General features: G+C 57.0%; 23 protein-coding genes and 1 pseudogene. 17 read left to right on the plus strand and 7 right to left on the minus strand.

The genetic code is table 11. The features are described from left to right. Positions 1-69: 69 nt before the first annotated feature. The 5 genes from ACR0NW_RS12845 (at position 70) to ACR0NW_RS12865 (ending at position 6,914) form a co-directional block, all read left to right on the plus strand. Positions 70-636 (plus strand): hypothetical protein, encoded by a 567-nt coding sequence (locus tag ACR0NW_RS12845; RefSeq protein ID WP_480450196.1) that lies wholly within the window; start codon positions 70-72, stop codon positions 634-636. Further along, complete coding sequence (locus tag ACR0NW_RS12850; RefSeq protein WP_480450195.1) at positions 636-2,210, plus strand: tripartite tricarboxylate transporter permease; 1,575 nt, start codon at positions 636-638, stop codon at positions 2,208-2,210. The genes ACR0NW_RS12845 and ACR0NW_RS12850 overlap by 1 nt, the downstream gene beginning before the upstream one ends. 12 nt (positions 2,211-2,222) lie before the next feature. Then, positions 2,223-3,047, plus strand: a complete 825-nt coding sequence (locus ACR0NW_RS12855; protein WP_480450194.1) for a universal stress protein — start codon at positions 2,223-2,225, stop codon at positions 3,045-3,047. Between the two features lie 35 nt (positions 3,048-3,082). Beyond that, positions 3,083-5,395 carry a DUF3604 domain-containing protein gene (locus ACR0NW_RS12860; RefSeq protein ID WP_480450193.1) on the plus strand — a complete coding sequence of 771 codons (2,313 nt, stop codon included), beginning with the start codon at positions 3,083-3,085 and terminating at the stop codon, positions 5,393-5,395. A gap of 241 nt (positions 5,396-5,636) precedes the next feature. Beyond that, positions 5,637-6,914 carry a tetratricopeptide repeat protein gene (locus ACR0NW_RS12865; protein WP_480450192.1) on the plus strand — a complete coding sequence of 426 codons (1,278 nt, stop codon included), beginning with the start codon at positions 5,637-5,639 and terminating at the stop codon, positions 6,912-6,914. Between the two features lie 172 nt (positions 6,915-7,086). Here ACR0NW_RS12865 and ACR0NW_RS12870 read toward each other — a convergent pair whose 3' ends face one another. Further along, positions 7,087-9,156 (minus strand): oxidoreductase, encoded by a 2,070-nt coding sequence (locus tag ACR0NW_RS12870; protein ID WP_480450191.1) that lies wholly within the window; start codon positions 9,154-9,156, stop codon positions 7,087-7,089. A 158-nt stretch (positions 9,157-9,314) separates the two neighbouring features. Between ACR0NW_RS12870 and ACR0NW_RS12875 the strand changes: the two genes are divergently transcribed. From ACR0NW_RS12875 to ACR0NW_RS12910, 8 genes are all read left to right on the plus strand, one after another. After that, complete coding sequence (locus ACR0NW_RS12875; protein ID WP_480450190.1) at positions 9,315-10,127, plus strand: helix-turn-helix transcriptional regulator; 813 nt, start codon at positions 9,315-9,317, stop codon at positions 10,125-10,127. A 301-nt stretch (positions 10,128-10,428) separates the two neighbouring features. Continuing rightward, a complete protein-coding gene (locus ACR0NW_RS12880) occupies positions 10,429-11,706 on the plus strand; it encodes a flavin-containing monooxygenase (RefSeq protein WP_480450189.1) in 1,278 nt (425 codons plus the stop codon). A 17-nt stretch (positions 11,707-11,723) separates the two neighbouring features. After that, positions 11,724-12,140, plus strand: a complete 417-nt coding sequence (locus ACR0NW_RS12885; RefSeq protein WP_170653182.1) for a RidA family protein — start codon at positions 11,724-11,726, stop codon at positions 12,138-12,140. An 84-nt stretch (positions 12,141-12,224) separates the two neighbouring features. Next, positions 12,225-12,899, plus strand: coding sequence for a DUF1028 domain-containing protein (locus ACR0NW_RS12890; RefSeq protein ID WP_480450188.1), 675 nt, complete (start codon positions 12,225-12,227; stop codon positions 12,897-12,899). A 15-nt stretch (positions 12,900-12,914) separates the two neighbouring features. Further along, positions 12,915-14,411, plus strand: coding sequence for an aldehyde dehydrogenase (locus tag ACR0NW_RS12895; protein ID WP_480450187.1), 1,497 nt, complete (start codon positions 12,915-12,917; stop codon positions 14,409-14,411). Positions 14,412-14,436: 25 nt separating this feature from the next. After that, positions 14,437-15,375 carry a LysR substrate-binding domain-containing protein gene (locus ACR0NW_RS12900; RefSeq protein ID WP_480450186.1) on the plus strand — a complete coding sequence of 313 codons (939 nt, stop codon included), beginning with the start codon at positions 14,437-14,439 and terminating at the stop codon, positions 15,373-15,375. A 116-nt stretch (positions 15,376-15,491) separates the two neighbouring features. Next, positions 15,492-16,640 carry an acetylornithine deacetylase gene (gene argE, locus ACR0NW_RS12905; RefSeq protein WP_480450185.1) on the plus strand — a complete coding sequence of 383 codons (1,149 nt, stop codon included), beginning with the start codon at positions 15,492-15,494 and terminating at the stop codon, positions 16,638-16,640. A gap of 8 nt (positions 16,641-16,648) precedes the next feature. Beyond that, complete coding sequence (locus ACR0NW_RS12910) at positions 16,649-16,909, plus strand: CBU_0592 family membrane protein (protein ID WP_480450184.1); 261 nt, start codon at positions 16,649-16,651, stop codon at positions 16,907-16,909. A 17-nt stretch (positions 16,910-16,926) separates the two neighbouring features. On the opposite strand, the gene ACR0NW_RS12915 is transcribed toward ACR0NW_RS12910, so the two are convergent. Continuing rightward, positions 16,927-17,289 (minus strand): cupin domain-containing protein, encoded by a 363-nt coding sequence (locus ACR0NW_RS12915; protein WP_480450183.1) that lies wholly within the window; start codon positions 17,287-17,289, stop codon positions 16,927-16,929. A gap of 14 nt (positions 17,290-17,303) precedes the next feature. Then, positions 17,304-19,346 (minus strand): oxidoreductase, encoded by a 2,043-nt coding sequence (locus ACR0NW_RS12920; protein WP_480450182.1) that lies wholly within the window; start codon positions 19,344-19,346, stop codon positions 17,304-17,306. 139 nt (positions 19,347-19,485) lie between these two features. Here ACR0NW_RS12920 and ACR0NW_RS12925 point away from each other — a divergent pair, with 139 nt between their 5' ends. After that, positions 19,486-20,547 (plus strand): helix-turn-helix transcriptional regulator, encoded by a 1,062-nt coding sequence (locus ACR0NW_RS12925; protein ID WP_480450181.1) that lies wholly within the window; start codon positions 19,486-19,488, stop codon positions 20,545-20,547. A 53-nt stretch (positions 20,548-20,600) separates the two neighbouring features. Here ACR0NW_RS12925 and ACR0NW_RS12930 read toward each other — a convergent pair whose 3' ends face one another. From ACR0NW_RS12930 to ACR0NW_RS12945, 4 genes are read right to left on the minus strand one after another with little or no spacing between them, the layout of a single operon-like run. After that, entirely contained in the window at positions 20,601-21,638 is a 1,038-nt protein-coding gene (locus tag ACR0NW_RS12930) for an extracellular solute-binding protein (protein WP_480450180.1), read from the minus strand. A gap of 21 nt (positions 21,639-21,659) precedes the next feature. Then, complete coding sequence (locus tag ACR0NW_RS12935; RefSeq protein ID WP_480450179.1) at positions 21,660-22,469, minus strand: ABC transporter permease; 810 nt, start codon at positions 22,467-22,469, stop codon at positions 21,660-21,662. 3 nt (positions 22,470-22,472) lie between these two features. Next, positions 22,473-23,402, minus strand: a complete 930-nt coding sequence (locus ACR0NW_RS12940; RefSeq protein ID WP_170653202.1) for an ABC transporter permease — start codon at positions 23,400-23,402, stop codon at positions 22,473-22,475. Beyond that, entirely contained in the window at positions 23,402-24,511 is a 1,110-nt protein-coding gene (locus ACR0NW_RS12945) for an ABC transporter ATP-binding protein (protein WP_480450178.1), read from the minus strand. The genes ACR0NW_RS12940 and ACR0NW_RS12945 overlap by 1 nt, the downstream gene beginning before the upstream one ends. A gap of 282 nt (positions 24,512-24,793) precedes the next feature. Here ACR0NW_RS12945 and ACR0NW_RS12950 point away from each other — a divergent pair, with 282 nt between their 5' ends. From ACR0NW_RS12950 to ACR0NW_RS12960, 3 genes and pseudogenes are all read left to right on the plus strand, one after another. After that, positions 24,794-26,197, plus strand: a complete 1,404-nt coding sequence (locus tag ACR0NW_RS12950) for an aspartate ammonia-lyase (protein WP_480450177.1) — start codon at positions 24,794-24,796, stop codon at positions 26,195-26,197. Further along, complete coding sequence (locus ACR0NW_RS12955) at positions 26,194-26,805, plus strand: glutathione S-transferase family protein (protein ID WP_480450176.1); 612 nt, start codon at positions 26,194-26,196, stop codon at positions 26,803-26,805. Before ACR0NW_RS12950 ends, ACR0NW_RS12955 begins: the two co-directional genes overlap by 4 nt. 15 nt (positions 26,806-26,820) lie before the next feature. After that, a pseudogene (locus ACR0NW_RS12960) lies at positions 26,821-26,931 on the plus strand (electron transfer flavoprotein subunit beta/FixA family protein); the annotation flags it as partial.

Genomic DNA, 26,931 nt, shown 5'->3' on the forward strand with positions numbered 1-26,931 from the left:
TCTCCCGGGATTGCGGGAGGGCTGCAAGGCCCTTTCGCGGTCTCTGTATCCATTACCCGGAGGACTCTCATGACACCCCATCAGACTGAGATTGCGTTCGCACTGTTTGCCCTGTGCTTCGGTCTGGCCGCGCTGGGTATCTGGATCCCTTGGGATGTTGATACCGGAATGATCGAGACCTTTCGCCGTCAGACCATAATCGGTGACGCGTTCCTGCCGGTGTTGGCCGCCGCAGCCATTGCGATTTGTGCTCTTCTGCAACTGATCTCCGTTCTATTGCGCCGCTCAACGCCATCTGACGCATTCAAATCTGTACCCCTTTCACGGTCGGATCTAATGCTGCTTGGGATATTCCTGGGGGTGATAGCCACGTCTTTGCTGGTCATGTTCTGGGCCGGGCCGCTTTTGTCTTTCTGGAACGAAAACGGGTATCGCGGCCTTCGGGGGCATATCCCGTTCAAGTATACCGGGTTTTTCCTTGGTGGCACGATGATGCTGACCGGGTTGATTTCGATCATCGAAGGGCGGCTTCGCCCGCGTATTCCGGTTATTTCGGCTTTGGCGACGACATTTCTGATCGTTCTGTTCGACCTGCCTTTCGACACTATCCTTCTGCCCCCGAACGGAGATTGGTAATGTCAGCATTCGACTATGTCTGGGCTGGTGTGCTGGCCGTGTTTCAAGGGCCCGAAGCGTTCACCCTTCTTGGTATTTCGATATCGATCACGCTGCTGATGATAGTCTTCGGGTTCTTCGCCGGCATCGTTGCGGGGGCCACACCGGGGCTTAGCGGTCCGTTCCTGATGGCCGTGTCGCTGCCCATTCTGCTGTCAAGTTTCGGCTTTGGCCAAGAGGCGCTGCTGCCCGTATTCGGTTTTCTGGTAGGGGTCATGAAGGGGGCGACGGTCGGGGGGGCAGTACCCGCCATCCTGTTCAACACGCCTGGTACGCCCGATGCGCTGCTGACAACGTTGGATGGCTACCCGATGACCCGCAGAGGCCAATCAGGAAAGGCATTGAAAGTCGCGCATTTCTCGTCAGCGTCGGGGGATACCTTTTCCGATCTGGTGTTGTTCACTTGCGCGCCGTTTCTGGCAATCGCGGTGGAAAGCTATCTGGGTTTTCCTGAAAAGGCGGCCCTGATCATCCTGTCCTTGTCATTTGTTGCCGCCGTTGTCGGGGCTGCACCTCTCAAAGGCGTCATGGCGGTAGGACTTGGATTGCTGATTGCCTCGATCGGAACAGGCGAAGACAGCTATCCCCGCCTGTCCATGGGTTTGGATGCCCTGTCCAACGGCATACCGCTGATCACTGCGGTTCTGGGTGTGCTGATCCTGGGCGAGCTGTTTGTTTCATTCGAGGAGATGTGGCGCGAAAAGCGCGCGCAACAGACGGTCTCGGACCCTGTTCTCAGCGATGACAACCGGCTCAGTTGGCGTGAGCGACGGGCACTGGCGCCCTTTATCGGTGTCTCTGCCGTGATCGGAACGGTGGTCGGTGCCCTACCGGGTATCGGTTCGACCCTTGCGGCGACACTGGGATATGCCACGGGCCAACGCATGCACAAAGGCCCGGTTCCCTTCGGAGAAGGCACGCCCGAAGGTATCGCGGCGACCGAAGCTGCCAATTCTTCGGTCTCGGGGGCCAATCTGATCCCTGTTCTGTCGCTGGGCATACCAGGCAATGTTGGGGCTGTGTTCCTGATCCTCGCAGCCGACAGCATCGGCGGTTTCAATCCCGGCCCATCCGTCTTCCGCTTTACCGAGAACGAGGTCAATCCCGAGCTGATCATCGCCTTTGGTCTGTTTACCTGCATGGTTCTGGCCAATCTGCTGAACTGGTTCACCGGTGTGCGCTTCATGTCGCTTGTGGGTGTGATGGTGCGCATTCCAAAGCCGATCCTCATGCCCTTTGTTCTGCTGCTGACGTTGACGGCTATTTACGCGCAAGAAACCGCGTTCTCGGCGATGCTGTTCGCCCTTGGCTTCGGTGTGCTGGGCTATCTGATGCGCAAACTGTCTGTTCCGATCCTGCCCTTCGTGATCGCTTTCATCCTGTCGCGAAACCTTGAGGATACGATCCGGCAGGCCTTTGCAATCACCGATGGCGACCCGTTCTTTCTGTTCCGCAGTCCAACGTCGATCTTTTTCATCGCACTGGCTTTCGGCGTCATCATTTTCTTTTCGCGTCCGCGAAAACAACCGGAATAAACGGAGTTTCCCATGGCCCTGCGCAACATACTCGTGGCCTATAACGGCAGCCCGTCTTCGGATGCGGCTCTTTCAGCTGCGCTCAATATGCAACGCCGGTATGGAGCGCACGTCACGGGTCTGATGGCGATGTATTCGCGGGTGGATCTGAGGCAACAGCCCTGGCTAAGCTCGTCCATCCGCAAAAGTATCCTGAACCTGGATCGAAACCATGTGCGTCAGGTCGAAGCCAGCTTCCATGCCGCCTGCGCGGACGCCGACCCCGAAATGACTCACTGGATCGCACGCCGTGCTGAAGCGGACGCCACAGTCTCCGAATATGCGCAGATGTACGATCTGACTGTGGTGGGCCGTCGCGACAGTGTCTTTGCCGAAAACCGCGCCGCGTTTCATCCCGACAGGATCGCTGTCAGAAGCGGCCGCCCAGTGCTGGTCGTTCCGCGAACATGGACTGAAGCCCGGTTCGCCGATCATGCGCTTTTGGCCTGGGACGGCAATCGCGCTGCGACACGTGCCCTGAACGATGCGATACCGCTTCTGGAAGCCAAGCGCCGCGTCACCGTGCTGAGCGTTAAAAGCAGCGAACTGTCCCATCCTCTGGACGGGATCGATGTAACGACCGTCCTGAAGCGTCACGGGATCACCTGTCAGCACGACCAAGTCGAACCCGGACGCAGATCTGTAGCCGAAACCCTGCTTGAAGAATGTGAAACCCGCCAGGCCGGTCTGCTGGTTATGGGCGCCTACGAACACTCGAAATTCCGCGAAGACATATTTGGCGGCGTAACAGCAACCGTGCTGGAGCGATGCGCCATCCCTGTTCTTCTGTCCCATTGAGTTCCCACTGAAATGCTTAAAGAAAGTGTGAGAAAATGAAAAAACCGAACCCGCATGGCCCTGTCGCACGCGAGCTTGTCGGCGCACTCACCCCATCGGCTCAGCCCGGCCCCGACCCGACCCTCTACGGCACCGCTACAATGACACCGGCCAAACCGGTTGAGGTGCGCGGGTTTCACACGGAAACGATCACCTACAGGGTTGGGCGTCTGGGCCTTGACGACCTGGGCGCGATCCAGATCGCGTTTCGCATGGTCTCGGACAGTGGCATGCCGCAATTCACCGACCCGACCGCACCCAATTATGTAACCGCGAAATCAAATGGCGAAGGCAAGTTGCACCTTTCCTACGCTAAAACCGGTGGCACGCGACCATGGTTCGAGGTCCTCACGATCCAGCAAAAGGGAGGTTACCTGCGTGAGGGAGAAGAAATCACCGTCATATTCGGCGACACCTCCGGTGGCTCACCCGGCATGCTAGCCCAGACCTTTATCGAGGGTGGGCGGGAATTCAAGGTGCTGGCAGATGTGCAGGCCACCCGCCATTTCATCGAAGTGCCGGGCCCGCAGATGTTTGTGCCGATCGTGCCCGGCCCGGCCTTTGATTGGAAAGCGGTTCTGCCGACCCTACGCCGCCCCGGCGAGGCGTTTACGCTGGGGCTCAAAAACGAAGACCTCTGGGGCAACCCGACCCCGCAGGCCGAAGGCACCAGTCTTCGCCTGGAGGCCAATCTGCCGGTGGCCGGTCTGCCCAATACCCTGACCTTTGCGCCGGAGGATCGCGCACTGACCCTTGAAGGGTTGAATGTTTCGGACGAAGGCGAGTTGCGTATCAAAGTCTTTGAAGGCGACAGCCTTGTGGCCGAGGCCGGGCCGCTGCTGATCCGCAAAGGGGATGTGGCCAGTTACTGGGGCGATCTGCACGGCCAGACCGGGGAAACCATTGGCACCAATACGGCCGAAAGTTATTTCGACTTTGCCCGCAACAAGGCGTTTCTGGATGTGACAAGCCATCAGGCCAACGACTTCCAGATCAACGACGCCTTTTGGGAAAAACTCCATATGCTAACCGCCGAATGGGACGAACCGGGCCGGTTTACCGTTCTGCCCGGTTATGAATGGTCGGGTAACACGGCCGTTGGCGGAGACCATAACGTATTCTTCCGCACTGAAGGCCGCCCGATCCGCCGCTGCAGTCATGCCCTGATCGAAGGGCAGACAGATTATGACACCGACGCCCATACCCTGACCGATCTGTTCCGTGCTTTCCGCGAGACGGATGAGGACGTGGTAGTCTATGCCCATGTGGGTGGGCGCTATGCCAATATCCACTATGATCATGATCCCAACATCGAAACCGCAGTTGAAATGCACTCGGCCTGGGGTACGTTCGAATGGGTTTTGACCGATGGGTTCGAACTGGGTCGCCGGGTAGGCGTTGTGGCAAACTCGGACGGGCACAAGGGCCGTCCCGGCGCCAGCTATCCTGGCGACAGCCTGTTCGGGGCTTATGGCGGGCTGACCTGTTTCATAACCCCGGAAAACACCCGCGATGGCATCATGGAGGCACAACGCCGCCGCCATCACTATGCCACCACCGGCTGCCGGATGGCGATGGATGTGAAGGTCAGTTTCGATCAGGACAGTGCACTGTTCGAACGCAATCCCGTGGGTAATCCTGATACCCCGCGCCATAGAGTGCGCGAGGTGATGATGGGTGATATCGTCGAAACCCCGTCAAAAACCGCGCGCCTGTCACTGGATGTTCGGGCAGCAAAAGGCATCGAACGGATCGAAATCCGCAACGGTAAAAAGGTTCTGAAAACTCTGCGCCCTTATACCGAGGCCGATCTCGGCAATCGCATCCGCGTGCTTTGGAGCGGGGCCGAATATCGCGGCCGTGGCCGAAACACCACCTGGAATGGTCTGGCGACCCTGTCGGACGCTGTGATCAATGGGTTTGAAACGATTAACAAATGGAACCCGGACGCGCTGTTACAGCAGCGCAACTCTAGTCAGGTGATCTGGAAAACCATCACCACCGGTAATTTCATGGGCTTCGACATGCATTTAGACAGCAACGAAGGCGAGTTGAAGATAACCACCAATCTGGGTGACCTGATCACGGCGCTTTCCGATATCGGGCTGGAAGACATCCGCATGGAAGCCGGCGGCCTGGAGCGCGAGATCAAGCTTTTCCGCCTGCCTGATGCTCCGTTAGATCGCAATATCACCGATGAGGTCGAAATCGATCTGCATGATGAAGGCGATAATCAGATCTGGATCGCGGCCTACACCGAAGACGGGTTCCAGGCCTGGTCCAGCCCGGTCTACGTGGCCCGCGTTTGACGGCGGCACCACTTACATTTTCAAAACCCTCAGAGAAATTCAGCCTTCTGTCTGAGTTTCTCTTCGCTGAGGTCGTTACACTCAAAACAGCTGACATTTGTGTTTGCGCAGCGAAAGTCCACTTTGTTGCGCACTACAGTCGTTTATCTATTTGAATGCTCAGGGTTTCAACTTTTGTGCTAGCGTTGAACAGTTGCGAGCACTCGCACCTGGGTTTGCGGTTGAAAATGGAAGTGTGGACATGCTGACTGATCGATATGGACTGACGCTGACGACCAGCCTGCCGGAGGCGCGGGACGCCTATGTGACAGGGGTTGATCACATACTTGCAGCAACGTTTGGTGCAAGCGATGCCTTTTCCGCAGCCATCACTGCCGATCCCGACTTTGCCCTCGGTCACGTTGGGCTTGCTCGGGCTCGAATGTATGAGAGCGATATGCCTGGCGCACAAGAGGCGATGGCGTCGGCGCGCGCCTGCGCGTCTGGGCTGACCGCGCGTGAGGAGGGCCATCTCGCGGTCTTCGATCTCTTGCTTCAGGGGCGTGTGTCCGAGGCACGAAGCGCAGTTCAGGAACACGCTGCACATCACCCGCGCGATGTTCTTGTCGCACAAATCTGTACCAACATTTTCGGCTTGATCGGGACATCTGGCGAACCCGGTCGTGAAAGCGCGCAACTTGCCTACACGACCCAACTGTTTGATGCCTTGGGCGAGGATTGGTGGATCATGAGTGTGCATGGTCAGGCGCTATGCGAGGTTGGACGGCTTGATGAGGCCATGTCCATGATGGATCGCTCACTTGCCTTGAATAATTCAAATGCAAATGCGTCACATTTCAAAGCACACACGCTTTATGAACAGGGCTCTGGAGAGGTTGGTCGCACATACCTTGCCGACTGGATCGCGGATTACGATACCCGCTCCTTGTTGCATGGCCACCTGAGCTGGCATCGCGCTTTGTGGGCTTTGGAGCAGGAAGATGAGGCGGAGCTGTGGGCGATTTACGACGGCGCTATCGCGCCCGCCGTGTCCCACTCGCTACCTATTAACGTTTTGACTGATGTTGCTGCACTTCTGTACCGATCCGAGATAGCCGGTTTAGACGTGGCACCCAAACTCTGGCGCGACCTGAGCGATTATGCATCACGGTTTTTTCCAAACCCGGGCATGAGTTTTGCGGATATTCATAGCGCGCTGGCCCATGCCATGGCCGGAGACGGAGAACGCCTTGCGGTCCTGACCGAAGCAAAGTCGGGTTTCGCGGCAGATCTTGTTCGCCCCGTGGCACGAGCTTGGGGTGCGATCGCACGGCAAGATTGGACTGAGGCGCTGCAACAATTAACACCGGTCATGGCGGATCACGCCCGTCTTGGCGGCAGCCGCGCGCAGCGCGACCTTTTGGAACTGACTTATCTGAACCTGCTGTTGAAATCGGGCCATACTAACGAAGCCCATCGAACGATCACAGCGCGACGCCCGATCTTCAGCCAGACAGCGCCCGTTGTCGGCTTTGTCTGAACTCGCTGAGCTTCAGTTGATCAGCTCATCTGACAAAGCCCCCTTGAGCTGAATTGCGAATGACTGCTTAGTTCCCGCGCTTTGCCATAGGTTGCTGCTGTCTTATCCGACCGCGTGCAATCAGACACGCGGTCGGAGCTATAGTCGAAAGCAGAGTTTACGACAGAACCGGTTAGTCGACCGCAAGCTCCGTAATCTCCCGACGGAAAGGCAGAGCATCTCCGATATCAGGGCCGTCCAGTTCGCGGGCATAGCGATGCCCTGCATAGGTTGCCCATGCGATCGGACCGGGGGCGTTTGCATCCCCCACCAGTTTGACAGATTTGATTCCGGCATCTGCCCACTCGGCTTTGCGTTGCGACAGGCTTTCGAAGATGCGGTCATTGCCGACACGAGAGGCCACCATGACTACAGCGTCTGCCTCGATATTCCATGTTCGGTCGGTGTAGGTGCAGTTCGATACGACATGGTCCGCGTGTAGTTCGGTGATGCCCCGATTGAGGACAATCTCGACACCTGCCTCGACCAACCGTGGATGGATCGCTATTTGCTCCAGCGTGTTGTTCGTCCAGTCGCTTACATAGGCGGAAGGGGTGACAAGCGTCACTTGCGCGCCGTTCTTGGCCAAAAGTTCAGCCAAAACTCCACCCATGTAATAGTGGTCATCGTCATAAACCACCACGCGGCCTGATGGGATAGAACCATCCATCAGATCATCCGGGGTATAGACCTTTGCGTCCTTTGCGATCGGCATTGGGACGACGTGTTGGCGGGATACTCCGTCGCGGCGCCAGACCGAACCGGTGGCAACGCAAATATTCTCGAATCCGAACTCAAGGATGCTGTCGGCATCCAGCTCGCTTTCACGGTAGATTTCGACATTGGGCCGCTGTTGCAGTTGATATTCGCGATAATCAACAACACGTCCCCAGGCGCTGAGCCCCGGCAAGGCGCGTTCGCGGGTGACGCGACCACCGATCACGTCGCGTGCTTCGGCCACGGCAACGTCGTAGCCACGGCGGCACAGGGCCCAGGCAGCCTCTAGCCCGGCAGGACCTGAGCCAACGATCAGTACGTTCGAGCTGTCACCCTTTTCGTTCATCTTCTCGGGGTGCCAGCCTTTGCGCCATTCCTCCATGAATGTCGGGTTTTGCGTACAACGGCTGATCGACATGGTCATGTCGCCGGTGATGCAGATGTTGCAACCAATGCATTCACGGATGTCGTCGATCCGGCCTTCCTCAATCTTCTTCGGCAGGAATGGGTCGGCAATCGACGGGCGGGCACAGCCGATGAAGTCCAGCGTTCCGGACTTAACCATCTTGGCCATCACGTCGGGCGAGGTGAACCGCCCTACCCCGACGATGGGTTTATCAGTCAGTTCATGGATGCCACGTACCAACTGTTCCTGTGCCGCCTCTTCCTTGAAGCGCGACGGGCCCGAGCAGTCCTCCCACGTGCCCTGCGCCAGATCCCAGAGATCAGGCAGGTCCTTGTTCATTTCGATATAGTCTCGCACCTCGGCGTTCGAGAATCCAAGCTCACCGATGGTTTCGTCCAGCGACACCCGCAGTGTAATCGCCATCGAGTCGCCAACGGCGTCGCGCATATCGGCGATGACCTCCTGGCTGAACCGGGCGCGATTTTCCAGAGAGCCACCATATTCATCGCTGCGTTGGTTTGTGGCACGGCTCAGGAAATGCTGGAAGATGCCGAACCCATGCGCGCCATAAAGGCAAATCAGATCAAATCCGGCCTCTTTGGACCGTTTGGCTGCGTTCACAAACCAACGGCGGAGGTCTTTGATGTCCTGTTTGTCCAGCGCACGGGCCTGAATGGGATCGTTGGTAAAGGTCCGGATCGGCAGTGCCGAAGGGGCCAGTGGTACTTCTTTCGTATACAGGTTCGGCCCGTTTATGCCGGAATAAGCAAGCTGAATGCCGGCCAACGCACCGTGAGTCTTCATCCGTTCGGACATTTTGCGCAACTGCGGGATGTCCTTGTCTTCCCACAGGCGCAGCTCGATGAACGGTGTGATTTCCGAAGTGTGGTGCATTTCGCACTGCTCGGTAAAGATCACGCCCCAGCCACCCTCGGCCTTGATGCCTCGCATCGCGGCGGCTGCTGAGGGATCGCGATAGCCGCCGCCGTTGCAATGGGGCACCTGATAGAATCGGTTTTTGGCAGTCAGCGGTCCGATCTTCATCGGTTCAAAGAGAATGTCATAGCGTGGGTCGCGCATTGCTGGATCTCCCTTAGGCATCTGGCGGTTTTGCCCGTTTCCGGGTTGCGATTGTTAGAAACGGGGGGCATTTCACACTGGATATACCCCCTATTTTCGACAATTATTGTACAAGAATGGCGATACAGGGGTATATACCCCCAAGGAGGTATAGAAACATGGGCAACACTCCCAGGCCTGACCTTCTGGCAGACGCAATCCTGTCCATCGGAGCCGATGGTTTCGCACATCGGCTGCACTTTTGGCTGAGTGCGTGCCTGCGCATCGACAACATGACCATCGTCGCGTTCTTCAAAAACCAACAACCCGAGGTCTTTCTGACCCATGCCGCTGAACGGCGCGTTTTTGAACGTATGGATAGCCACTATGTGACCGGGGCCTATCTGCTGGACCCGTTCTATTCCCTGCATGTCAACGCGGCGGCGGATGGGATGTATCGGCTGACCGACATCGCGCCGGACCAATTTCAACGTAATGAATACTACAAGTCTTATTATCAACGCACCACGTTGGCCGATGAGATCGCGTTCTTCTCGTCTCCATCGTCGGGCGTGTCGATTACTGTGTGTTTGGGTCGGGATGCGACGACTGGGTCAAAGTTCTCGGCGCGCGATCTGGATGAGGCCCGGCAGTTGGCCCCGGTTGTAAATGCGCTGGTCAGGCAAAATTGGTCGGAACTCACACCCAGAGACGAAGATATGCCTGAAGATGTTGTCGATCTGCTGCGTCACCGATTGTCCGCGGAGCTCGGCATCAGCCTAAGCGGAAGGCAGGCCGAAATCGCATTATTAATCCTGCAAGGCCACTCGTCAGTTTCTATCGGCCTCACGCTTGGGATCAGCCCGCAAACAGTCAAGGTCATCCGCAAGCAGCTTTACAGGAAATGCCAGATCTCCTCGCAAGGAGAGCTATTTTATCTGATCGCGCCTTACCTGTCTGACCAAAGCCAACAGCAAACAATCAAAGCCTAAATCCCGGCGGATTAGTCAAAGCCTAATTAAGGGTAAGTTAGACAATAATTTCGCCGATTTCCAACTTGTGGGACCTTGTCCACGAAACGCGCAAGGCGTGCTGGACCGGCACGGAAAGCTGCAACCCCTAGGTGACCGTCGTCCGCGTACGGGTCCACCAACCGGTTGTAAGCTGACCCCCGATTTTTGGTGGCTGCAGGAACGTTCTTCACTGGAACCAACTGTCAAACCCGATCCGGCACAGCCAGGAAATTACCGTCCTTCAGGGCCGGATTGAGTTAAAACTAGAGGGAACCGACATATGCCCATCGAAAAAACGGACACGCTGGTTGTTGGCGGCGGACAAGCCGGAATCGCGCTGAGCGAGCATCTGGGAAACAACAATGTTCCGCATATCATCCTGGAAAAGAACCGTACTGCCGAGGCATGGCGGACAGGTCGCTGGGATGCTCTGGTTGCCAACGGCCCTGCCTGGCATGATCGCTTTCCGAGTCTGCTGTTCAACGGCGACGATCCGGATGCGTTCGTGTCAAAGAACCGGGTCGCCGAATATCTGGTCGAATATGCCGATATGGTAAACGCACCGATCCGCGAAGGCGTCGAAGCCCTGAAGGCCGAACGCATTCCCGGTGAAGGTGGCTTCCGCGTAGAAACCTCTGCCGGTGAAATCCATGCGAAACGCATCGTTGCAGCCACCGGTGCCTTCCAGCATCCGGTCATCCCGCCGATCGTACCGGAGATGGCGGGCGTCGATCAGATTCACTCCTTCTACTACAAGAACCCCGATCAACTAGCCGAAGGGGCCGTGATGGTTGTCGGCGCGGGGTCCTCCGGCGCGCAGATCGCGGATGAGCTGAACCGGGCCGGCCGCAAGGTATTCCTGTCAGTTGGCCCGCATGACCGGCCGCCGCGCCGCTACCGTGGCCGTGACTTTGTCTGGTGGCTGGGCGTTCTGGGCCTGTGGGACATGGCCGCAATGAAGCCGGGCACCGAACATGTGACCATCTCGGTCAGCGGCGCCTATGGTGGACACACCATGGACTTCCGCCGTCTAGGCAATGAAGGCGTCACTTTGGCTGGTCTGACCAAGAGCTTTGAAAATGGCGTTCTGAGCTTTGCCGACGACCTGCAGCGCAATGTGGCCGCCGGCGATGCCAACTATCATGAGATGCTGGATCTGGCGGACGCCTATGTGGAACGCACCGGCCTGAACCTGCCAGAAGAGCCCGAAGCGCGCGAAGCCTTTGCCGACCCGGACAGCCTGGCCAACCCGCTCAGCTCGATTGACTTCGCCCAAGAAGGCATCAGCACTATCATCTGGGCCACGGGCTTCCGTCAGGATTTCAGCTGGATTAAGGCCGACGCATTCGACGACAAGGGCGCGCCAATTCACCAGCGTGGTGTGTCGGTCGAGCCGGACGTGTATTTCCTTGGCCTGCCGTGGCAGTCGCGCCGTGGCTCGACCTTCCTTTGGGGGGTCTGGCATGACGCCAAGTACATCGCCGATCAGATCGCGATCCAGCGGGCCTATGCCGACTATGATGGCGAAGCCGCCATCATCGCCCCCGCAGCAGAATAAGAAGACAGGATTCAGAAATGGCGCATACACGCATACGCAAATTCAATACGTCGGACACTTACCCAGAGCAAAATCTGGACAACGATCTGTGTCAGGCCGTTGTCACGCAGGGCGGCAAGACCGTCTATCTGCGTGGTCAGTGCCCGCAGAATCTGGACGATGCGGTCAATATCGACAGCCATGATCCTGTCGAACAGACCCACAAAGTGATGCAGAATATCAGACAGCTGATCGAAGAGGCTGGCGGCTCCATGGAGCATCTGGTCAAGGTCGTCGTCTATATCACCGATGTCCGTCACCGCGAGGCCGTCTATCGCACCATGGGCGAGTATATCAAAGGTGTTCACCCCTGCTCGACCGGCCTCGTCGTTCAGGCGCTGGCCCGTCCTGAATGGCTGGTTGAAATCGACGGTACTGCTGTCATTCCCGATTGATCCAATTGATCAATCCAACCGGACCGCGCCCCCCTTCTCCCCTCAACGGCGCGGTCCGGTCTTTGTGTTTATTAGGAGAGCCGAATGACCTTTTCACTGGTTGCCCGTTGCGCTGATACCGGCATGTTCGGTTTGGCGATTTCGTCTTCCTCGCCTGCCGTGGCTGCGCGATGTTCCTTTGCCCGCGCCGGTGTCGGGGCTGTGGCATCGCAAAACGTGACCGATCCCAGCCTTGGCCCGCTGACGCTGGACCTGATGGAGGGTGGTAAAACTGCGCCCGAGGCCATCGAAGCGATGACCACCCAGGCAAATTTCATCGAATACCGTCAGGTTTTGGCCGTGGATATTGCCGGACGTACCGCGATTCACTCAGGCCCCAACAGTCTCGGCATCTGGACACAGGCGCAGGCGGAAAACGTCGCTTCGGGTGGTAACCTTCTGGATAATGAGGGCATCCCACAAGCCATTGTCGATGGGTTCCTGTCGGCCTCAGGCCATATCGGGGACCGCCTGATCGCTGCCATGCGTGCTGGCTTGGCCGCAGGGGGCGAAGCAGGCCCCATACACTCTGCAGGAATGAAGATCGTAGACAAGGTCAGCTGGCCCGTGGCCGATCTGCGCTGCGACTGGACCGAGGACTGCCCGATTGAGGCCATCGCAACCGCCTGGGACATCTACAAACCTCAGCTTGACGCGTACATCCAGCGCGCGCTCGACCCGCGCGAGGCGCCATCCTACGGCGTCCCCGGCGACGAATAATCAGGGAGACACACCATGTTGGACTACTCGCACGAAGATTGGAAAAGCCGTGCCGCCGGCCTGTCGTTTCGCGGTCAGGCGTTCATTGATGGCAAGTTTGTCGATGCTGCATCGGGCAAGACCTTTGACAACATCAACCCGGCCACCGGTGCGGTTCTGAACACGGTCGCCGAATGCGACGAGGAAGACGTCAACCGCGCCGTCGCCGCAGCGCGTACTACGTTCGAAGACGGTCGATGGTCGGACATGGCACCGGGTGACCGCAAGGCAGTGATGCTGAAACTGGCTGATCTGATCCGCGAAAACCTTGAAGAGATGGCACTGCTGGATAGTCTTGATATGGGCAAGCTGGTGACGGATGCGGTCACTGTAGATGCGCCCGGTTCAGCGCATTTCTTCCAGTGGTATGCGGAATCCATCGACAAGGTGTTTGACGAAGTCGCCCCCACCGGACCCGGTGATTTAGCACTGGTCAGACGCGTGCCCTTGGGCGTTGTCGGTGCGGTGACACCGTGGAATTTTCCATTGGACATGGCCACCTGGAAAGCCGCCGCTGCGCTGGCAGCTGGCAATTCGGTCGTGCTGAAACCAGCCGAACAATCGCCCTTGTCCGCGCTGCGTCTGGCCGAACTGGCGGCCGAGGCGGGCATCCCGGATGGTGTCTTCAACGTGGTGCCCGGGTTTGGCGTGACAGCGGGTAAGGCTCTGGGTCTGCATATGGATGTTGATTGTCTGGCCTTCACCGGCTCGACCGGCATCGGCAAGATGTTCATGCAGTATTCGGGCCAGTCGAACCTGAAGCAAGTCTGGCCGGAAACCGGTGGTAAAAGTCCCAACCTGGTCTTTGCCGATTGCGAGGATCTGGACGCCGCCGCCGATATGGCTGCCTTTGGTATCTTCTTCAATCAGGGCGAGGTCTGCTCGGCCAACTCGCGGCTCTATGTCGAACGCTCGATCAAGGACGCATTCGTTGAAAAGCTGATTGCCCGCGCACGGGGCACCCAGCCGGGCGACCCACTGGACCCTGCTTCGAAAATGGGGGCCATCGTTGACGAAAAGCAGACGCAGGGCATCATGCATTTTATCGAAGAAGGCAAGAAGTCGGCAAATCTGGTTGCTGGTGGTGAACGTGTCACAATCGACGGCAAAGGTTGCTTTGTCCAACCGACCATTTTTGACGACGTCAGCCACGACAACCCGCTGGCACGCGATGAGATCTTCGGCCCCGTCCTGTCGGTCATCCCGTTCGACAGCGAGGATGAGGCGGTCGCCATGGCAAATGACTCGATCTACGGTCTGGCGGCCTCGGTCTGGACAGACAATCTCAGCCGAGCCTGCCGGGTGTCGGACAAGCTGATGGTGGGTACTGTCTCGGTCAACACCGTCGATGCCCTGTCTGCCCAAACACCGTTCGGGGGCATGAAACAGTCGGGCTTCGGGCGGGATTTGTCATTGCACTCGCTTGAAAAGTATACTGCTTTGAAGACCACGTGGATCAAGTACAGGGCTTGATCCCCAACGACGCGGGGATGCCAGTTTGCCTTTCAGGTACACGCTACGCCAACTTGAGTACTTTGTGGCCGTCGGGAAGGCAGGCAGTATCGCTGCCGCCAGTGACAAACTGAACGTCTCATCGCCGTCGATATCGGCGGCGATCAACCAGCTTGAAGTAGAGTTCGGCGTAAACCTCTTTGTCCGAGAACACGCCCGCGGTCTGTCGCTGACCAAGGCCGGGCACAAGTTCATGGAACGCACGGAATTCGTTCTGCGTGAGGCAGAGTTGCTGGCCACGCTCGCTGGGGAAATCACCGGCAAGGTTCAGGGTATCCTGTCGGTCGGCTGCCTGATGACTTTTGCGCAAATCGTCTTGCCGGGGCTTCGGCGCGAGTTCGAAAACACATATCCCGAGGTCCGGATAGAACAACGCGAGCTCAATCAGGCCGAAATATTCAGTCAGTTAAGGCGGGCCGAGTTGGACATTGCCTTGACCTATGATCTGGATATTCCTGCCGATCTTGAGTTTCGGCCACTTTATGGACTGCCCCCTTATGTCGTTTTGGGCGAGGGCCACCCGCTGGCCGACCGAGCAGAACTGACGATTCCTGACCTTCAGGACAGTCCAATGGTGCTGTTGGACCTGCCGTTCAGCGGAGAATATTTCCTTTCGTTTTTTCGCGATGCCAACATCAAACCAAACATTGCCGAGCGTACCTCGGACATGTCGGTGATGCGCTCATTGGTGGCCAATGGGTTTGGGTTTTCCATCGCAAATATCCGTCCCCTGAATGTACTGTCGCCGGATGGCAAAAAGCTGATCTTTGTGCCTTTGGCCGGCGACCTCAGGCCGATGCATCTCGGCCTGCTCAGGGCGCGAACGGAAAATGAAACCAACACGATGCGCGCGTTTATTCAGCATTGTGAGCAAGCGGTGAACTCTGGCACCCTTCCGGGCCTTTACACGTTTAACGCCGACTGAAAACTGCTTCGATTTCTCCTAACCACTGCTTCGCCATTCCCGGATTTATGTTTTTAACGGGTCGTATAGGCTGACTGTAACTCAGATTGTGCATTCGAACTGCAGGTACATAAAGTATGGCGTCTTCACTGGAAATCCTGGAAAAGCTGATCGGTTTCGATACCGTCAGCAAGAACTCGAACCTCGATCTGGCCAGCTATGTCGAAACATTCCTTAAGACCCGCGGTTTTGAGGTTCATCGCATCACCGACCCTGGTGGCGAGAAGACCGGACTTTATGCAGAAATGGGGCCAAGCGGCGATGGTGTGCTATTGTCCGCCCATACCGATGTTGTTCCAGTCGAGGGACAGAGCTGGACCAAAGATCCGTTCAGCCTGACCCGCGAGGGCAACCGCCTCTATGGGCGTGGCACCACCGATATGAAGGGATATGTGGCCTCGGTCATGGCGCTGGCAGACCGGGCGGCGAAGTCGAGCTTGCGTGAACCGCTGAAGATTGCGCTGTCATATGATGAAGAGGTCGGATGCGTCGGCATTCAGCATATGCTGGATCGTCTGGCCCCGATGCTGGGCCAGCCGCGCGCCTGCTTTGTGGGAGAGCCCACCGAAATGCAGGTGGCGATCGGGCACAAAGGCAAGGCCGCGTTGCGGGCCGTGTGCCATGGACAAAGCGGGCATTCAGCGCTGGCCCCAAAATTCGTCAACGCACTGCATCTGGCAACGGATTTCGTGAATGAGCTGCGGAGTTTGCAAAAGACCTTTGCCGAAAGCGGTAACAGCGATCCGGCCTATTCCGTTCCCTACACAACCTTCCACGTTGGTATGTTGTCCGGCGGTAAGGCGCTGAACATCGTACCGGACCGCGCGGAACTGACGTTTGAATACCGGCATCTGGCTGCGGATCGCGGGAAAGACATTCTCAATCAGATACAAGACGCGGCGCACAGGGTTGGCGCAGAGTATGAAAACATCTGCCCCGAGGCGCGGGTCGAGGTCGAACAGTACAACGCCTATCCCGGGCTGGATATATCCGAGACGGACGCAGTGATCGGTTATGCACAGAAGCTGGCGCAGAGCAACTCGACAACCAAGGTCGCGTTTGGCACCGAGGCCGGGTTCTTTAGCGAACTGGGAATTCCCACAGTTGTCTGCGGCCCGGGGTCAATGGAGAAACAAGGCCACAAACCGGATGAGTATCTGGATCTCGGGCAGCTCAATGCCTGTGATGCAATGATGGACCGCATCCTTGAAGATATCAGTTACTGAGGCAGACGATGGAATTGCTTCAGGAACTCACATTTTCTGACGGGGTTGGCCTGTTGGGCTCGGCGATTATCGTATGCGTCTACTATCTGGCGACGCGCAACGTCCTTCCGGCGAACAAGATACCCTTCAATGCCTGGAACATTCTGGGGGGATCGCTGGTCATGATCTCGCTGGCCCATCGGCCCAATCCGGGTGCGATCGTCATCGAAGTGATGTTCTTGTTTATCGCCGTTCTGGCGGTGCTTCGTAACTTACGCGGCGCAGAGTAACCTGCGCCGCGTAAACATCATGCTGAAATCATATAAAACTTGCGCAAAGTCTTTGTGATTTCCCAAGTGCAAGGCGTGCCTTTGGGGATGAAAAAGGTATCTCCCGCGTTAAAGGTCTGCGCTGCACCATCCGAACCAGTCAGTGTGACCGACCCCGAGACAACGGTCATCATTTCATCCACCGGATAGGCTTCGATCTCTTCACGGCACGGCGCGCATTCCCACACACCGACTGAAATACTTTCGTCCTGACTTTCAAAAAAGCTGCTGATCGTCTCGGCCTTGTCTGCGGTGGTAAAATCACCTTCAGCTACAAGTGAAGACGCGACAAAGCCGGTTTCGGGGTGGCCGTCAGCCAGCAAACGAATAGGTTTGTTCATGTGTTCCTCCTTCTTCAGGCCAGTGGCATCGGCAGGAATTGCGGCACGTGCTGCTCGGCGCTATCCAGTTCGCGCGCCCAGCGGTGTCCTGCGTGAACGGCGGCGGCGATGATCGAGGGCGCTTCGCAATCGCCGATACGGGTGACGGATTTGATTCCGGCATCCGCCCAGTCGCCTTCGCGCGCCATCAGGTCCTGATAGACACCATCATTGGGGCTTTTGGACGTCAGCACAACCGCTGTTCCCAGCGGCAATTCCATTCCATCGCCGCCATGGACGCAGGCAAATTCGATCTTGTCCGCATAAACCGCCTTAAGGGATTTCAGGCGCTCAATCCGAATACCAAGCTCCATCAGGCGGGCGATAACCTTGTGCTGTTCCATTGTCAGCGCAAGATAAGGCGCGACATCGGAGGCAGGGATCACATAAATAACGTCATGCCCATCTTTGACCAGCTTTTCCGCAATCACATTGCCCAGATAAGCGCCGTCTTCGTCATAAATCACGACTGGTCCGTTTACCTCTGCCCCGTCCATGATGTCGTCCGGGGTCAGAACACTTGCCTCATCGCCCTTCAGCATCGGCGTCAGGTTGAACCGGCCCACACCATCACGACGCCACGTTGCACCCGTGGCAATTACCACATGTTCCATCCCGAATTCCAGAATATCGCCCGCTTCCAGCGGCGACTCGGTATAGAGGTTCACGTTGCCCAATTGCTGCAACGCATACAGGCGATAATCGGCGACCCGGATCCACTCGGACAGGCCCGGCAGGTTCGCTTCTCGCTTGACCCGGCCGCCCAACTCCTCGCGTGCGTCGGCCACGGTCACTTCATAACCCCGCTTGGACAGGATGTTGGCGCATTCCAGACCGGCAGGGCCGCCACCCACGATCAGGATGTTGTCGTCCGATCCTTTCGCGGGCACTTTTTCCGGGTGCCAGCCACGGCGGTACTCATCCATGATGGTTGGGTTCTGCGTGCAGCGCATCGGCGCATAGGACATCTCACCCGAGGCGCAGATATTACAGCCGATACATTCGCGGATATCATCGACACGGCCCTCGTCGATTTTTGTCGGGATGAACGGATCGGCAATCGAAGGGCGCGCTGCGCCCACCAGATCCAGAACGCCGCGCCGAACCTGAGACAGCATCGTATCTGGCGATGTAAAGCGACCCACACTGACCACCGGCTTGTCCACGACGCCTTTGACAAAAGCGATCTGTTCTTCCTGAAAGCCTTCCTTGGAAAACCGCGAGGTTTGGCTGTCCTCGGGCCAGTCGGTAATGTTCACATCCCACAGGTCGGGGATGTCCTTTAGCATCTCGACCAGCTCCTTGCCCTGAACCATATCGCCGTCGATCTCGTTGACGCCAAAACGGAACGCGACAGCACATTTGTCACCGATGGCATCCTTCATGCCTTCCAGAACTTCTCGCAGCAGACGCGCGCGGTTTTCCAGACTGCCGCCATACTCATCAATCCTTGTATTGTAGCTGGGCTGAAGGAATTGACTGAAGATCGACAAACCGTGCCCGGCATAGGCATAGACGATGTCAAATCCCGCCTTCTGGGCGCGTACCGCAGCGGCAATATGCTGCTCGCGCACTGTTTTGATGTCCTGTTTGTCCATCATTCTGGACTGAAACGGTTCGACCGATTCCAGCGTCAGGCGCGAAGTCGGTCCCAACGGCGGAGTACGCGACGCCCGGTTGCCAGCAGCCAGGCCGACATGGCCCAGCTCAACCCCGGCCAGCGCGCCATGTCGATGGACAGCTTCGGGCATGCGCGAGATTCGTTTGATGTCTTCGTCATTCCAAAGGTGCAGCGAAGGGAATGGCCAGAACTCGGTGGTATTGCCGATCTCGGCGATTTCGGTACAGACGACGCCCCAGCCACCTTCGGCCTTCATTTCGCGCATCCGCGTGTTGGCATCGGGGGCGTTGTCGGAGGTGCCGGAACAATGCGGCACCTGATAGAACCGGTTCTTCGTTGTAACAGGTCCGATTTTAACGGGTTCGAACAGAACGTCGTAACGGGGATCTCTTGGCATGGCTGGCCTCCCTGGCTTGCAGAAACGCAACCTTTCCTATGGCTTGGCCAATGGGCGGGTTGGCAATATGATTGCCAAAAGTCTAACGAGACCCGACCGAGAGCATAGTGTCCCTAAAGGGACATACCCAAAGCGGACCATGGCAGAATCCCAACAAGTCCCCTCCCCCAAAACCACGCTGCCTGACCTGTCAGAGGCGGTGCAAACCTGCGGCACCGAGGGATTCCAGTCGGCATTAAGCGAGGCGATCGCCACCTTTCTCGGGGCCGAAAGCCGTGGGGTGCTGCAATATTCTCGCTATGCGCTGCCGCATTACCTTGTGCGCAATCATGTGCCCGAGGATGAGATCGACTTTTATCTGGCGGGTGCTTACCGCTTTGACCCGTTTTTTCGGCACTGGCGCGAACATCAGGTGAATGGCGTGCTGAGTTTAGGCGAACTCAGCGGCGCAGAGGGGCGGGTCGGCGAAAAGGCCCGCGTCTATATCGTGCGCTTTCAGCCCCAGACCGGCATGGCGGACGAAATCGCGGTGCTGTGCCCCAAGATCGGCGGGGCGGTGGATAACTATTTCTTTCTACGCGGCACACCATTTTCGCAGGATGAGATGGACATGCTTCGGGCCCTGTACCCCACAATCCGTGCTCTGCATGATCTGAACCAGCGCCTGATCCTCAAGGCACTGGGGGAAGGTGCCACGCAAATCACCGGCTTCCCCGAAGCCGATGCCTTTGCCATCGATGATAGCCAAGGCCGACAGAGCTTTGTTAGCAGCAACTGGCAACAGCTTGTCGGGCAGACAATTGCGCTGTCGGATGCGGTCAGTCACGCCCGTCAGGCCGCGCCGGGGCAGCCTCGGGTCGTTGGCTCGGCGCATGTTGTTTCAGAAAGGCTGGGTGCGGATTTCCCGCCGGCACCAAATGGCCGGATCACGTTCATCATACAGCGTCCAATGGCGTCGTCGTCACTGGTGTTATCCGATGTCATCGAAAGCCTGTTTGCAAATCGACTGACGCAGCGTGAGATTTCGATCTGCCATCTGGCTTTGCGTGGATTTCCCTCGGCCTCAATCGCAGAACAGCTGGGCATTGCGGTGGGCACGGTCAAAAATCATCGCAAGAGTATCTATCGCAAGCTGGACATCACCACCGAGCGCGAGCTCTTCTTGCTGTTGCTCAACCATGTCGGCGCAAAATCTGAATAAAAAACCGGGCAGACTGGCTGCCCGGATAAGACGTGCGTCACGCACGGGGAGTTTTACTTTTTCAGGTTCGTCCAGATCTGGTCATAGACGGCCTGAACCTCTTCACTGCAGACCTCGATAAAGACGCCGGGCCCAACATTGTCATGCGGGTTCTTTTCCGGCTGTGCAGCCAGATCCGGATCAAGGAATTCCTCCACATCTTTTACACCGGCATTGTAGCGGGCAAAATTGGTGACAGCTGCGATGTTTTCCGGCTCAAGCAGGAAGTCCATGAATTTCAGCGCGTTTTCGCGGTTGGGTGCATCTTTCAGCAGAACGACGTTGTCCATCCACGCGACATAGCCCTGCGTCGGGAAGGCGTATTCGACATTAGCACCCTCTTCCCGGGCCTTGGCCGAGAAACCATCATAAATCTGACCAGCCGCCGCGTCACCCGAGACCAGAACCTCCTTGGCGGTATCCGAGTTGAACGAGGTCCAATGTTGCTTGGCTTCCTGCAGCAGAGCGTTCAGCGCCTTTAGCTGCTCGCGGTCGCTCGAACATTGCGGGATGCCCAGATGCAGCGAGGCCATGACCATAATCTCGCCCTGCGCGTCCAGCATGTTGATGCGACCCTGCAATTCGGCGGGCGGGTTGAACAGGATATCGGTAGTCTGGATGTCGCCATCATAGACATCCCGGTTCACGGCGAAACTGGTTGAGCCCCACTGATACGGGATCGAGTGCTTTCGGCCCGGATCAAAGCTGGGATCGGCCCATTCGGGTTCGATATTGCCTTTGTTTTTCAACTCGCCGTCTTCGATTGTGTCCAGCATCCCTTCGCCGGTCATGATCGAAACCATGTAATCGCCCGGAACGGCCACGTCATAGGTTCCGATCGCACCCGCCTTGAGCGAGGCCAGCATGGATTCATTTGAATCGTAGGTATCCATGGTCACGTTGATGCCGGTCTCATCAGTGAACTTTTCCAGCAGTTCCTGCGGCATGTATTCGAACCAGTGGTACAGAACCAGTTCGCCTTCCGCTGCGGCAGTGTTCGCACCCAATGTCAGGGCAAGCGCCGCAACGCCACTTTTCATCATATATTTCATCGTTCTCTCCATCTGTTGGTTCTATTTGGTGTTGTCAGTTTTGCTGACAAAGTAGCTGATCGTGACCATGACGATGGACACGCCCAGCAGCATGGTCGAAATCGCCATGATATTGGGTTTGATCCCCTGCTTTACTGAACCGAAAATCGCCGTCGGCAGGGTTTCGACACCCGCGCCTTTGACGAAATTGGTGATGATGAAATCGTCCAGGCTAACGATGAAGGCCAGCAGGAAACCCGAGATTATACCCGGCATCATCAGCGGTAGCAGGATCTTGGTGAACGCCTGCCGCTTGGTGGCATACAAATCCTGCGCGGCCTGCTCATAGCTGTCCTCGATCCCCTGCATCCGGGCCGAGATCGGCAGATAGGCAAAGGGAATGCAGAAAGCGATATGGGCCAGCAGGATCGTCATGATGCCGCGATCAAACCCGATCGAGTTGAAGAAGATCAGGGTTGCAACAGCAGTCACGATCTCGGGCACCATCAGCGGCAGGCTGATCAGACCAAAGGACACGGTGCGCAGTTTGAACTTGCCACCCCGGACCATGCCGGTCGCCGCCAGCGTAGCGATCGAGGTCGACACCGTGGCCGCAACGATTGCGATGATAAAGCTGTTCTTGGCGGCCTGTTTGAACTTTTCGCTTTCGGGCCCGGTGAAGACATCCGCATACCAGCGTAGCGATACACCTTCCCAATTCGTTAACGATTGCGAGGCGTTGAAGCTGTAGATCGTCACCACAAGCAGCGGTGCGTACAACACGACCAGACACAGTAGGGTGATACCCTTGAAGCCGGTGTAGGATTTGATGTCGAATTGTTTGCTCGCCATGACTTATCCCTCCGCTTTTTCGGCTTTGGCCTGTTGCCGGGCGAACAGCATCAACAGGATCAGGACCATGGTCAGCAGGATCATCGACGCTGCTGCGCCAAACGGCCAGTTGCCCGCATTGCCCTTGAACTGTTCCTCGATCAGCGAGCCAATCATGAAGTTCTTGGCACCACCCAGCAGGTCGGGGGCAAGGAATGAACCCATCGATGGAACGAAGACCAGAATACATCCCGCGATGACACCCGGCTTGACCGCAGGCAACAGAATGCGCCGCAACGTGGTCCACTTGGTGGCATAGAGGTCGGCCGCAGCCTCACTCAGCGCGAAGTTATAGCGTTCCACCGCCGCATAAATCGGCAGCACCATGAAGGGCAGATAGGAATAGAACAGGCCCAACTGCACCGCAAAGTTGGTGTTGACGATTTGCAATGGGGTGTCGATCAGACCGATGTTGATCAGGAAATCATTCAGCGGACCCTGATCGCGCAGCAGGAATTTCATCGACACGGTCCGGATCAGCAGGTTCACCCAATAGGGAATGGTGATCAGGAATACCCAGATCGGTCGCATGTTTTCAGACCGCGTGGCAATGAAGTAGGCCGTCGGGAAGCCGATCACGAGACTGAGTAGCGTCGCCGCGCCTGCCTGCCAGATCGAACGCCAGAAGATGGTGATATAGGTCCACTCGATCTTGGGCGGATCATCCCCAAACAGTCCGCGATCAAAGAAGAACTGATCATAGGCGGCCAGTGAGAATTCCCAGATCACACCGCCCCGAAACTCTTTCGTCAGGAAAGAGTAGATCAGCATCATGAAGACCGGGGCCAGCACCAGAATGGACAGGGTCACCCATGCGGGCAACAACAGCCATGTGCGGGCCTCTTTATAGGTGTCGGTCGTTGCGCTGCCGCCGCTTGCTGCACCTGCTGCCATCAGTCCACCAGGAGGCGCGCGGCCCCCAGCTCCATGTTGACGAACATTTCTGTGCCCGGCTCAAAAATGCGCTTGTTGCCGCGATCGGAATTCGATGTGCGGACCACGAAATCCGGACCTTCGTCCAGATGCACGATTGTGGTGATGTCGGTGCCGACAAAGATGTTGTCCTTGACCCGTCCGTGCAGGCCCTCGGTTTCAACCGGCTCGGCAGACATGTACAGGCGTTCGGGCCGGATCGACATGTGCACCTTGGACCCGACGCCAACGCCATCAACAGCGTTGCAGGTCAGTTCATGGCCACCGCCAAGGTGGCAGGTAGCACGTCCGTTTTCGATACCATCGACAGAAACTTCCAGCAGGTTTGTTTCGCCGATGAAGTCCGCCACAAACATGTTGTGCGGACGCTCATAGATATCCGTTGGGGCACCCAGTTGCTGCATCTCGCCCGCCGACATGACGGCGATGCGGTCAGACATGGTCAGGGCTTCTTCCTGATCGTGGGTCACGAAGATGAAGGTAATCCCGGTTTCGCGCTGCAAATGCTTCAACTCAAGCTGCATCGCCTTGCGCAACTTGAGATCCAGCGCCGACAGGGGCTCGTCCAACAACAGCACTTTCGGTTGTGGTGCCAGCGCGCGGGCCAATGCCACACGCTGTTGCTGGCCACCTGAAAGCTGACTGGGTTTACGTGCCGAGAACTGGCCTAGCTGCACCAGTTCCAGCATCTCACCAGCTTTGGTACGCGCCTCGGATTTCGAAGCGCCGCGCATTTCCAAACCAAAGGCCACGTTGTCCAGAATGGTCATATGCGGAAACAACGCATAGTTCTGGAACACCGTGTTCACCGGACGCTTGTTCGGCGGCAGGCTCTCGATCTCGTCGCCATAGAGGAAGATTGCACCTTCGGTCACATCTTCGAACCCGGCAATCATCCGCAACAAAGTGGTCTTGCCGCAGCCCGAAGGCCCCAGAAGTGTAAAGAACTCGTTGTCCATGATTGACAGTGAGATCTTTTTTAGCGCCGTAAAGTCGCCATAGCGTTTAACCGCATCCCGCACGTCAATCGCGACATTTTCCTTGTTAGACACGTCCGCCTCCCTAAGCATCGCGAAGATTGGGCCGGTTATATACGTGGAGGGCTGTCCGCTGAATTATTGAGTTCCTCATCAAACATTAGGCTAATCCTAATCATTTCCTTTTTTTCGCTTTAAAACATGCTGTTACACTAGATTTGCATCCATTCCGTCGCCTTGAATTTGACCGTGCGCGTAAACACTCGGTCCACTGCTTCGACAACTCCTAATCAAAGCAAAGGAAAGACCGTCTTTAGATAGCGGATCACGTCCAGTAAGCCTGACCCCAATTCAGTCTTTTGAAATCGATGAGCAATGTCCCAGTTCCGAACCGAAACAGATTCAATCGGCCCTATCGAGTTGCCAGCATCGTGCCTCTACGGAATTCAGACCGAGCGCGCGCGCCGGAACTTTCCGATCACCGGTGTACCGCTGTCTCAGTTTTCAAACCTTGTCTCAGCGTTGGCGATGGTAAAAAGCGCCGCGGCGCAGGCGAACGGAGAGATTGGCGGCATCGAAGCGCACAAGGCGCAGGCTATCGTTGAAACATGCGACGAAATCATTGCCGGGCAGCACCACGATCACTTCGTGGTCGATATGATTCAGGGCGGGGCCGGAACCTCGACCAACATGAACGCCAACGAGGTGATTGCAAATCTGGCTCTACAGAAACTTGGCCACCCGCCTGGCGCCTATCAACATCTGCATCCCAACGATGACGTCAATCACGGACAATCCACCAATGACGTTTATCCGACCGCGGTTCGGTTGGCGGTTCTGTTCCACGTAGCTCCGTTGTGCGCTGCCTTGTCAGGGCTTCAATCCGCATTCGAAGACCGTGCCAATGCTTTCGCGGACATAGCCAAGGTCGGCCGCACACAGTTGCAGGACGCCGTACCGATGTCGCTGGGCGCAGAGTTTAAGGCCTTTGCAGTGAACGTAGGAGAGGACATTGACCGCATTCACGAGATTGGCAAGCTGCTGACCGAAATCAACCTTGGCGGCACGGCGATTGGTACGCGTGTCAACGCCGAACCCGGCTACGACACACGTGCAGTGGCCCACTTGGCTGAAATCTCGGGGTTCGATCTCAGGCAAGCAAGCGATCTGATCGAGGCGTCTTCGGATCTGGGCGGCTTTGTTACCTTTTCGGGTATCCTGAAGCGGGTGGCAGTGAAATTGTCCAAGATATGCAATGATTTGCGCTTGCTGTCTTCTGGCCCTCGCGCTGGGTTGGGTGAAATCATCCTCCCTGCTGTTCAAGCAGGTTCGTCGATCATGCCCGGCAAGGTGAATCCGGTAATCCCTGAGATGGTCAATCAGGTTTGCTATCAGGTCATCGGCAACGATCTGACTGTGACAATGGCCGCCGAGTCCGGACAGTTGCAACTGAACGCGATGGAACCTGTCGTTACCTACAACCTTCTGACATCACTAAAGATTCTGACCAACAGCATCCACGCTCTGACAGAAAAATGTGTTCAGGGAATTCAGGCGGATGCAGGGCGTTGCGCAGCACAACTGGACAACAGTCTGGTGCTTGCAACCGCCCTCGCCCCGCACATTGGATATGATGCTGCTGCGCACATCGCCAAACAGGCTTTGTTCACCGGCAAGTCGATCCGTGAAATAGCCTCGGATTGTGGGCTGGTGCCCACAGAAAAACTGGATAGCATCCTGTCACCGTCAAACATGATTAATCAGGAAGCGCTCTCATGAATCGATTGTATTTTTCACCAGCCTCGCCCTTCGCCCGCAAGGTCAGAGTTGCCGTTCTCGAAAAGGGTGTCGAAAACCTTGTTGAAGAGGTCGAGGTCGCGACCTCTCCTGTCGACACCAACGCCGAACTCGCGGCCCGTAATCCGCTGGGCAAGTTGCCCTGCCTTCAGCGATCCGACGGTCGCGTTATCTACGACAGCCGAGCGATCCTGCGATTTGTTGACAGCCTGAAGCCGGACGCCCCCCTTTATGAAAAGGGTGATGCAGAGTTCGACCGGCTGACCATCGAAAGCCTTGCCGAAGGCGTAATAGAGGCGGCCTTGCTATGCGTTTATGAGCGGCGGGTCCGGCCAGCGGATCAGGTGTCTCCGGCCTGGCTTGATGCGCAGGCGGAAAAGGCAAACCGTGCCCTTGATTGGTTCGAAGAACATGTCTCTGATACACTGGAGTCCAACTTCGACGCCGCCTGTATCGGGCTGGCCTGCGCGTTGGGCTATCTAGATTTCCGTCAACCCATCGGGGACTGGCGCCACGGTCGCCCGCAGCTTACCGCTTGGTACGAAACGGTATCCGGGCGTCCATCCCTTGTACAAACCCAACCAAGTTAACCAGAGGAGAACGCGATGAAGGTACTCGTGCCTGTCAAACGCGTGATTGACTATAATGTGAAGGTCCGCGTTAAAGCGGACGGTAGCGGTGTTGATCTCGCCAATGTCAAAATGTCGATGAACCCA

The organism is Ruegeria sp. CF5 (genome assembly GCF_056537325.1).

Coding starts and splice junctions, on each gene's coding strand:
- ACR0NW_RS12845 (WP_480450196.1), top strand. CDS start 70: ATGACACCCCATCAGACTGAGATTGCGTTCGCACTGTTTGCCCTGTGC.
- ACR0NW_RS12850 (WP_480450195.1), top strand. CDS start 636: ATGTCAGCATTCGACTATGTCTGGGCTGGTGTGCTGGCCGTGTTTCAA.
- ACR0NW_RS12855 (WP_480450194.1), top strand. CDS start 2,223: ATGGCCCTGCGCAACATACTCGTGGCCTATAACGGCAGCCCGTCTTCG.
- ACR0NW_RS12860 (WP_480450193.1), top strand. CDS start 3,083: ATGAAAAAACCGAACCCGCATGGCCCTGTCGCACGCGAGCTTGTCGGC.
- ACR0NW_RS12865 (WP_480450192.1), top strand. CDS start 5,637: ATGCTGACTGATCGATATGGACTGACGCTGACGACCAGCCTGCCGGAG.
- ACR0NW_RS12870 (WP_480450191.1), bottom strand. CDS start 9,156: ATGCGCGACCCACGCTATGACATTCTCTTTGAACCGATGAAGATCGGA.
- ACR0NW_RS12875 (WP_480450190.1), top strand. CDS start 9,315: ATGGGCAACACTCCCAGGCCTGACCTTCTGGCAGACGCAATCCTGTCC.
- ACR0NW_RS12880 (WP_480450189.1), top strand. CDS start 10,429: ATGCCCATCGAAAAAACGGACACGCTGGTTGTTGGCGGCGGACAAGCC.
- ACR0NW_RS12885 (WP_170653182.1), top strand. CDS start 11,724: ATGGCGCATACACGCATACGCAAATTCAATACGTCGGACACTTACCCA.
- ACR0NW_RS12890 (WP_480450188.1), top strand. CDS start 12,225: ATGACCTTTTCACTGGTTGCCCGTTGCGCTGATACCGGCATGTTCGGT.
- ACR0NW_RS12895 (WP_480450187.1), top strand. CDS start 12,915: ATGTTGGACTACTCGCACGAAGATTGGAAAAGCCGTGCCGCCGGCCTG.
- argE (WP_480450185.1), top strand. CDS start 15,492: ATGGCGTCTTCACTGGAAATCCTGGAAAAGCTGATCGGTTTCGATACC.
- ACR0NW_RS12910 (WP_480450184.1), top strand. CDS start 16,649: ATGGAATTGCTTCAGGAACTCACATTTTCTGACGGGGTTGGCCTGTTG.
- ACR0NW_RS12915 (WP_480450183.1), bottom strand. CDS start 17,289: ATGAACAAACCTATTCGTTTGCTGGCTGACGGCCACCCCGAAACCGGC.
- ACR0NW_RS12920 (WP_480450182.1), bottom strand. CDS start 19,346: ATGCCAAGAGATCCCCGTTACGACGTTCTGTTCGAACCCGTTAAAATC.
- ACR0NW_RS12925 (WP_480450181.1), top strand. CDS start 19,486: ATGGCAGAATCCCAACAAGTCCCCTCCCCCAAAACCACGCTGCCTGAC.
- ACR0NW_RS12930 (WP_480450180.1), bottom strand. CDS start 21,638: ATGAAATATATGATGAAAAGTGGCGTTGCGGCGCTTGCCCTGACATTG.
- ACR0NW_RS12935 (WP_480450179.1), bottom strand. CDS start 22,469: ATGGCGAGCAAACAATTCGACATCAAATCCTACACCGGCTTCAAGGGT.
- ACR0NW_RS12940 (WP_170653202.1), bottom strand. CDS start 23,402: ATGGCAGCAGGTGCAGCAAGCGGCGGCAGCGCAACGACCGACACCTAT.
- ACR0NW_RS12945 (WP_480450178.1), bottom strand. CDS start 24,511: ATGCTTAGGGAGGCGGACGTGTCTAACAAGGAAAATGTCGCGATTGAC.
- ACR0NW_RS12950 (WP_480450177.1), top strand. CDS start 24,794: ATGTCCCAGTTCCGAACCGAAACAGATTCAATCGGCCCTATCGAGTTG.
- ACR0NW_RS12955 (WP_480450176.1), top strand. CDS start 26,194: ATGAATCGATTGTATTTTTCACCAGCCTCGCCCTTCGCCCGCAAGGTC.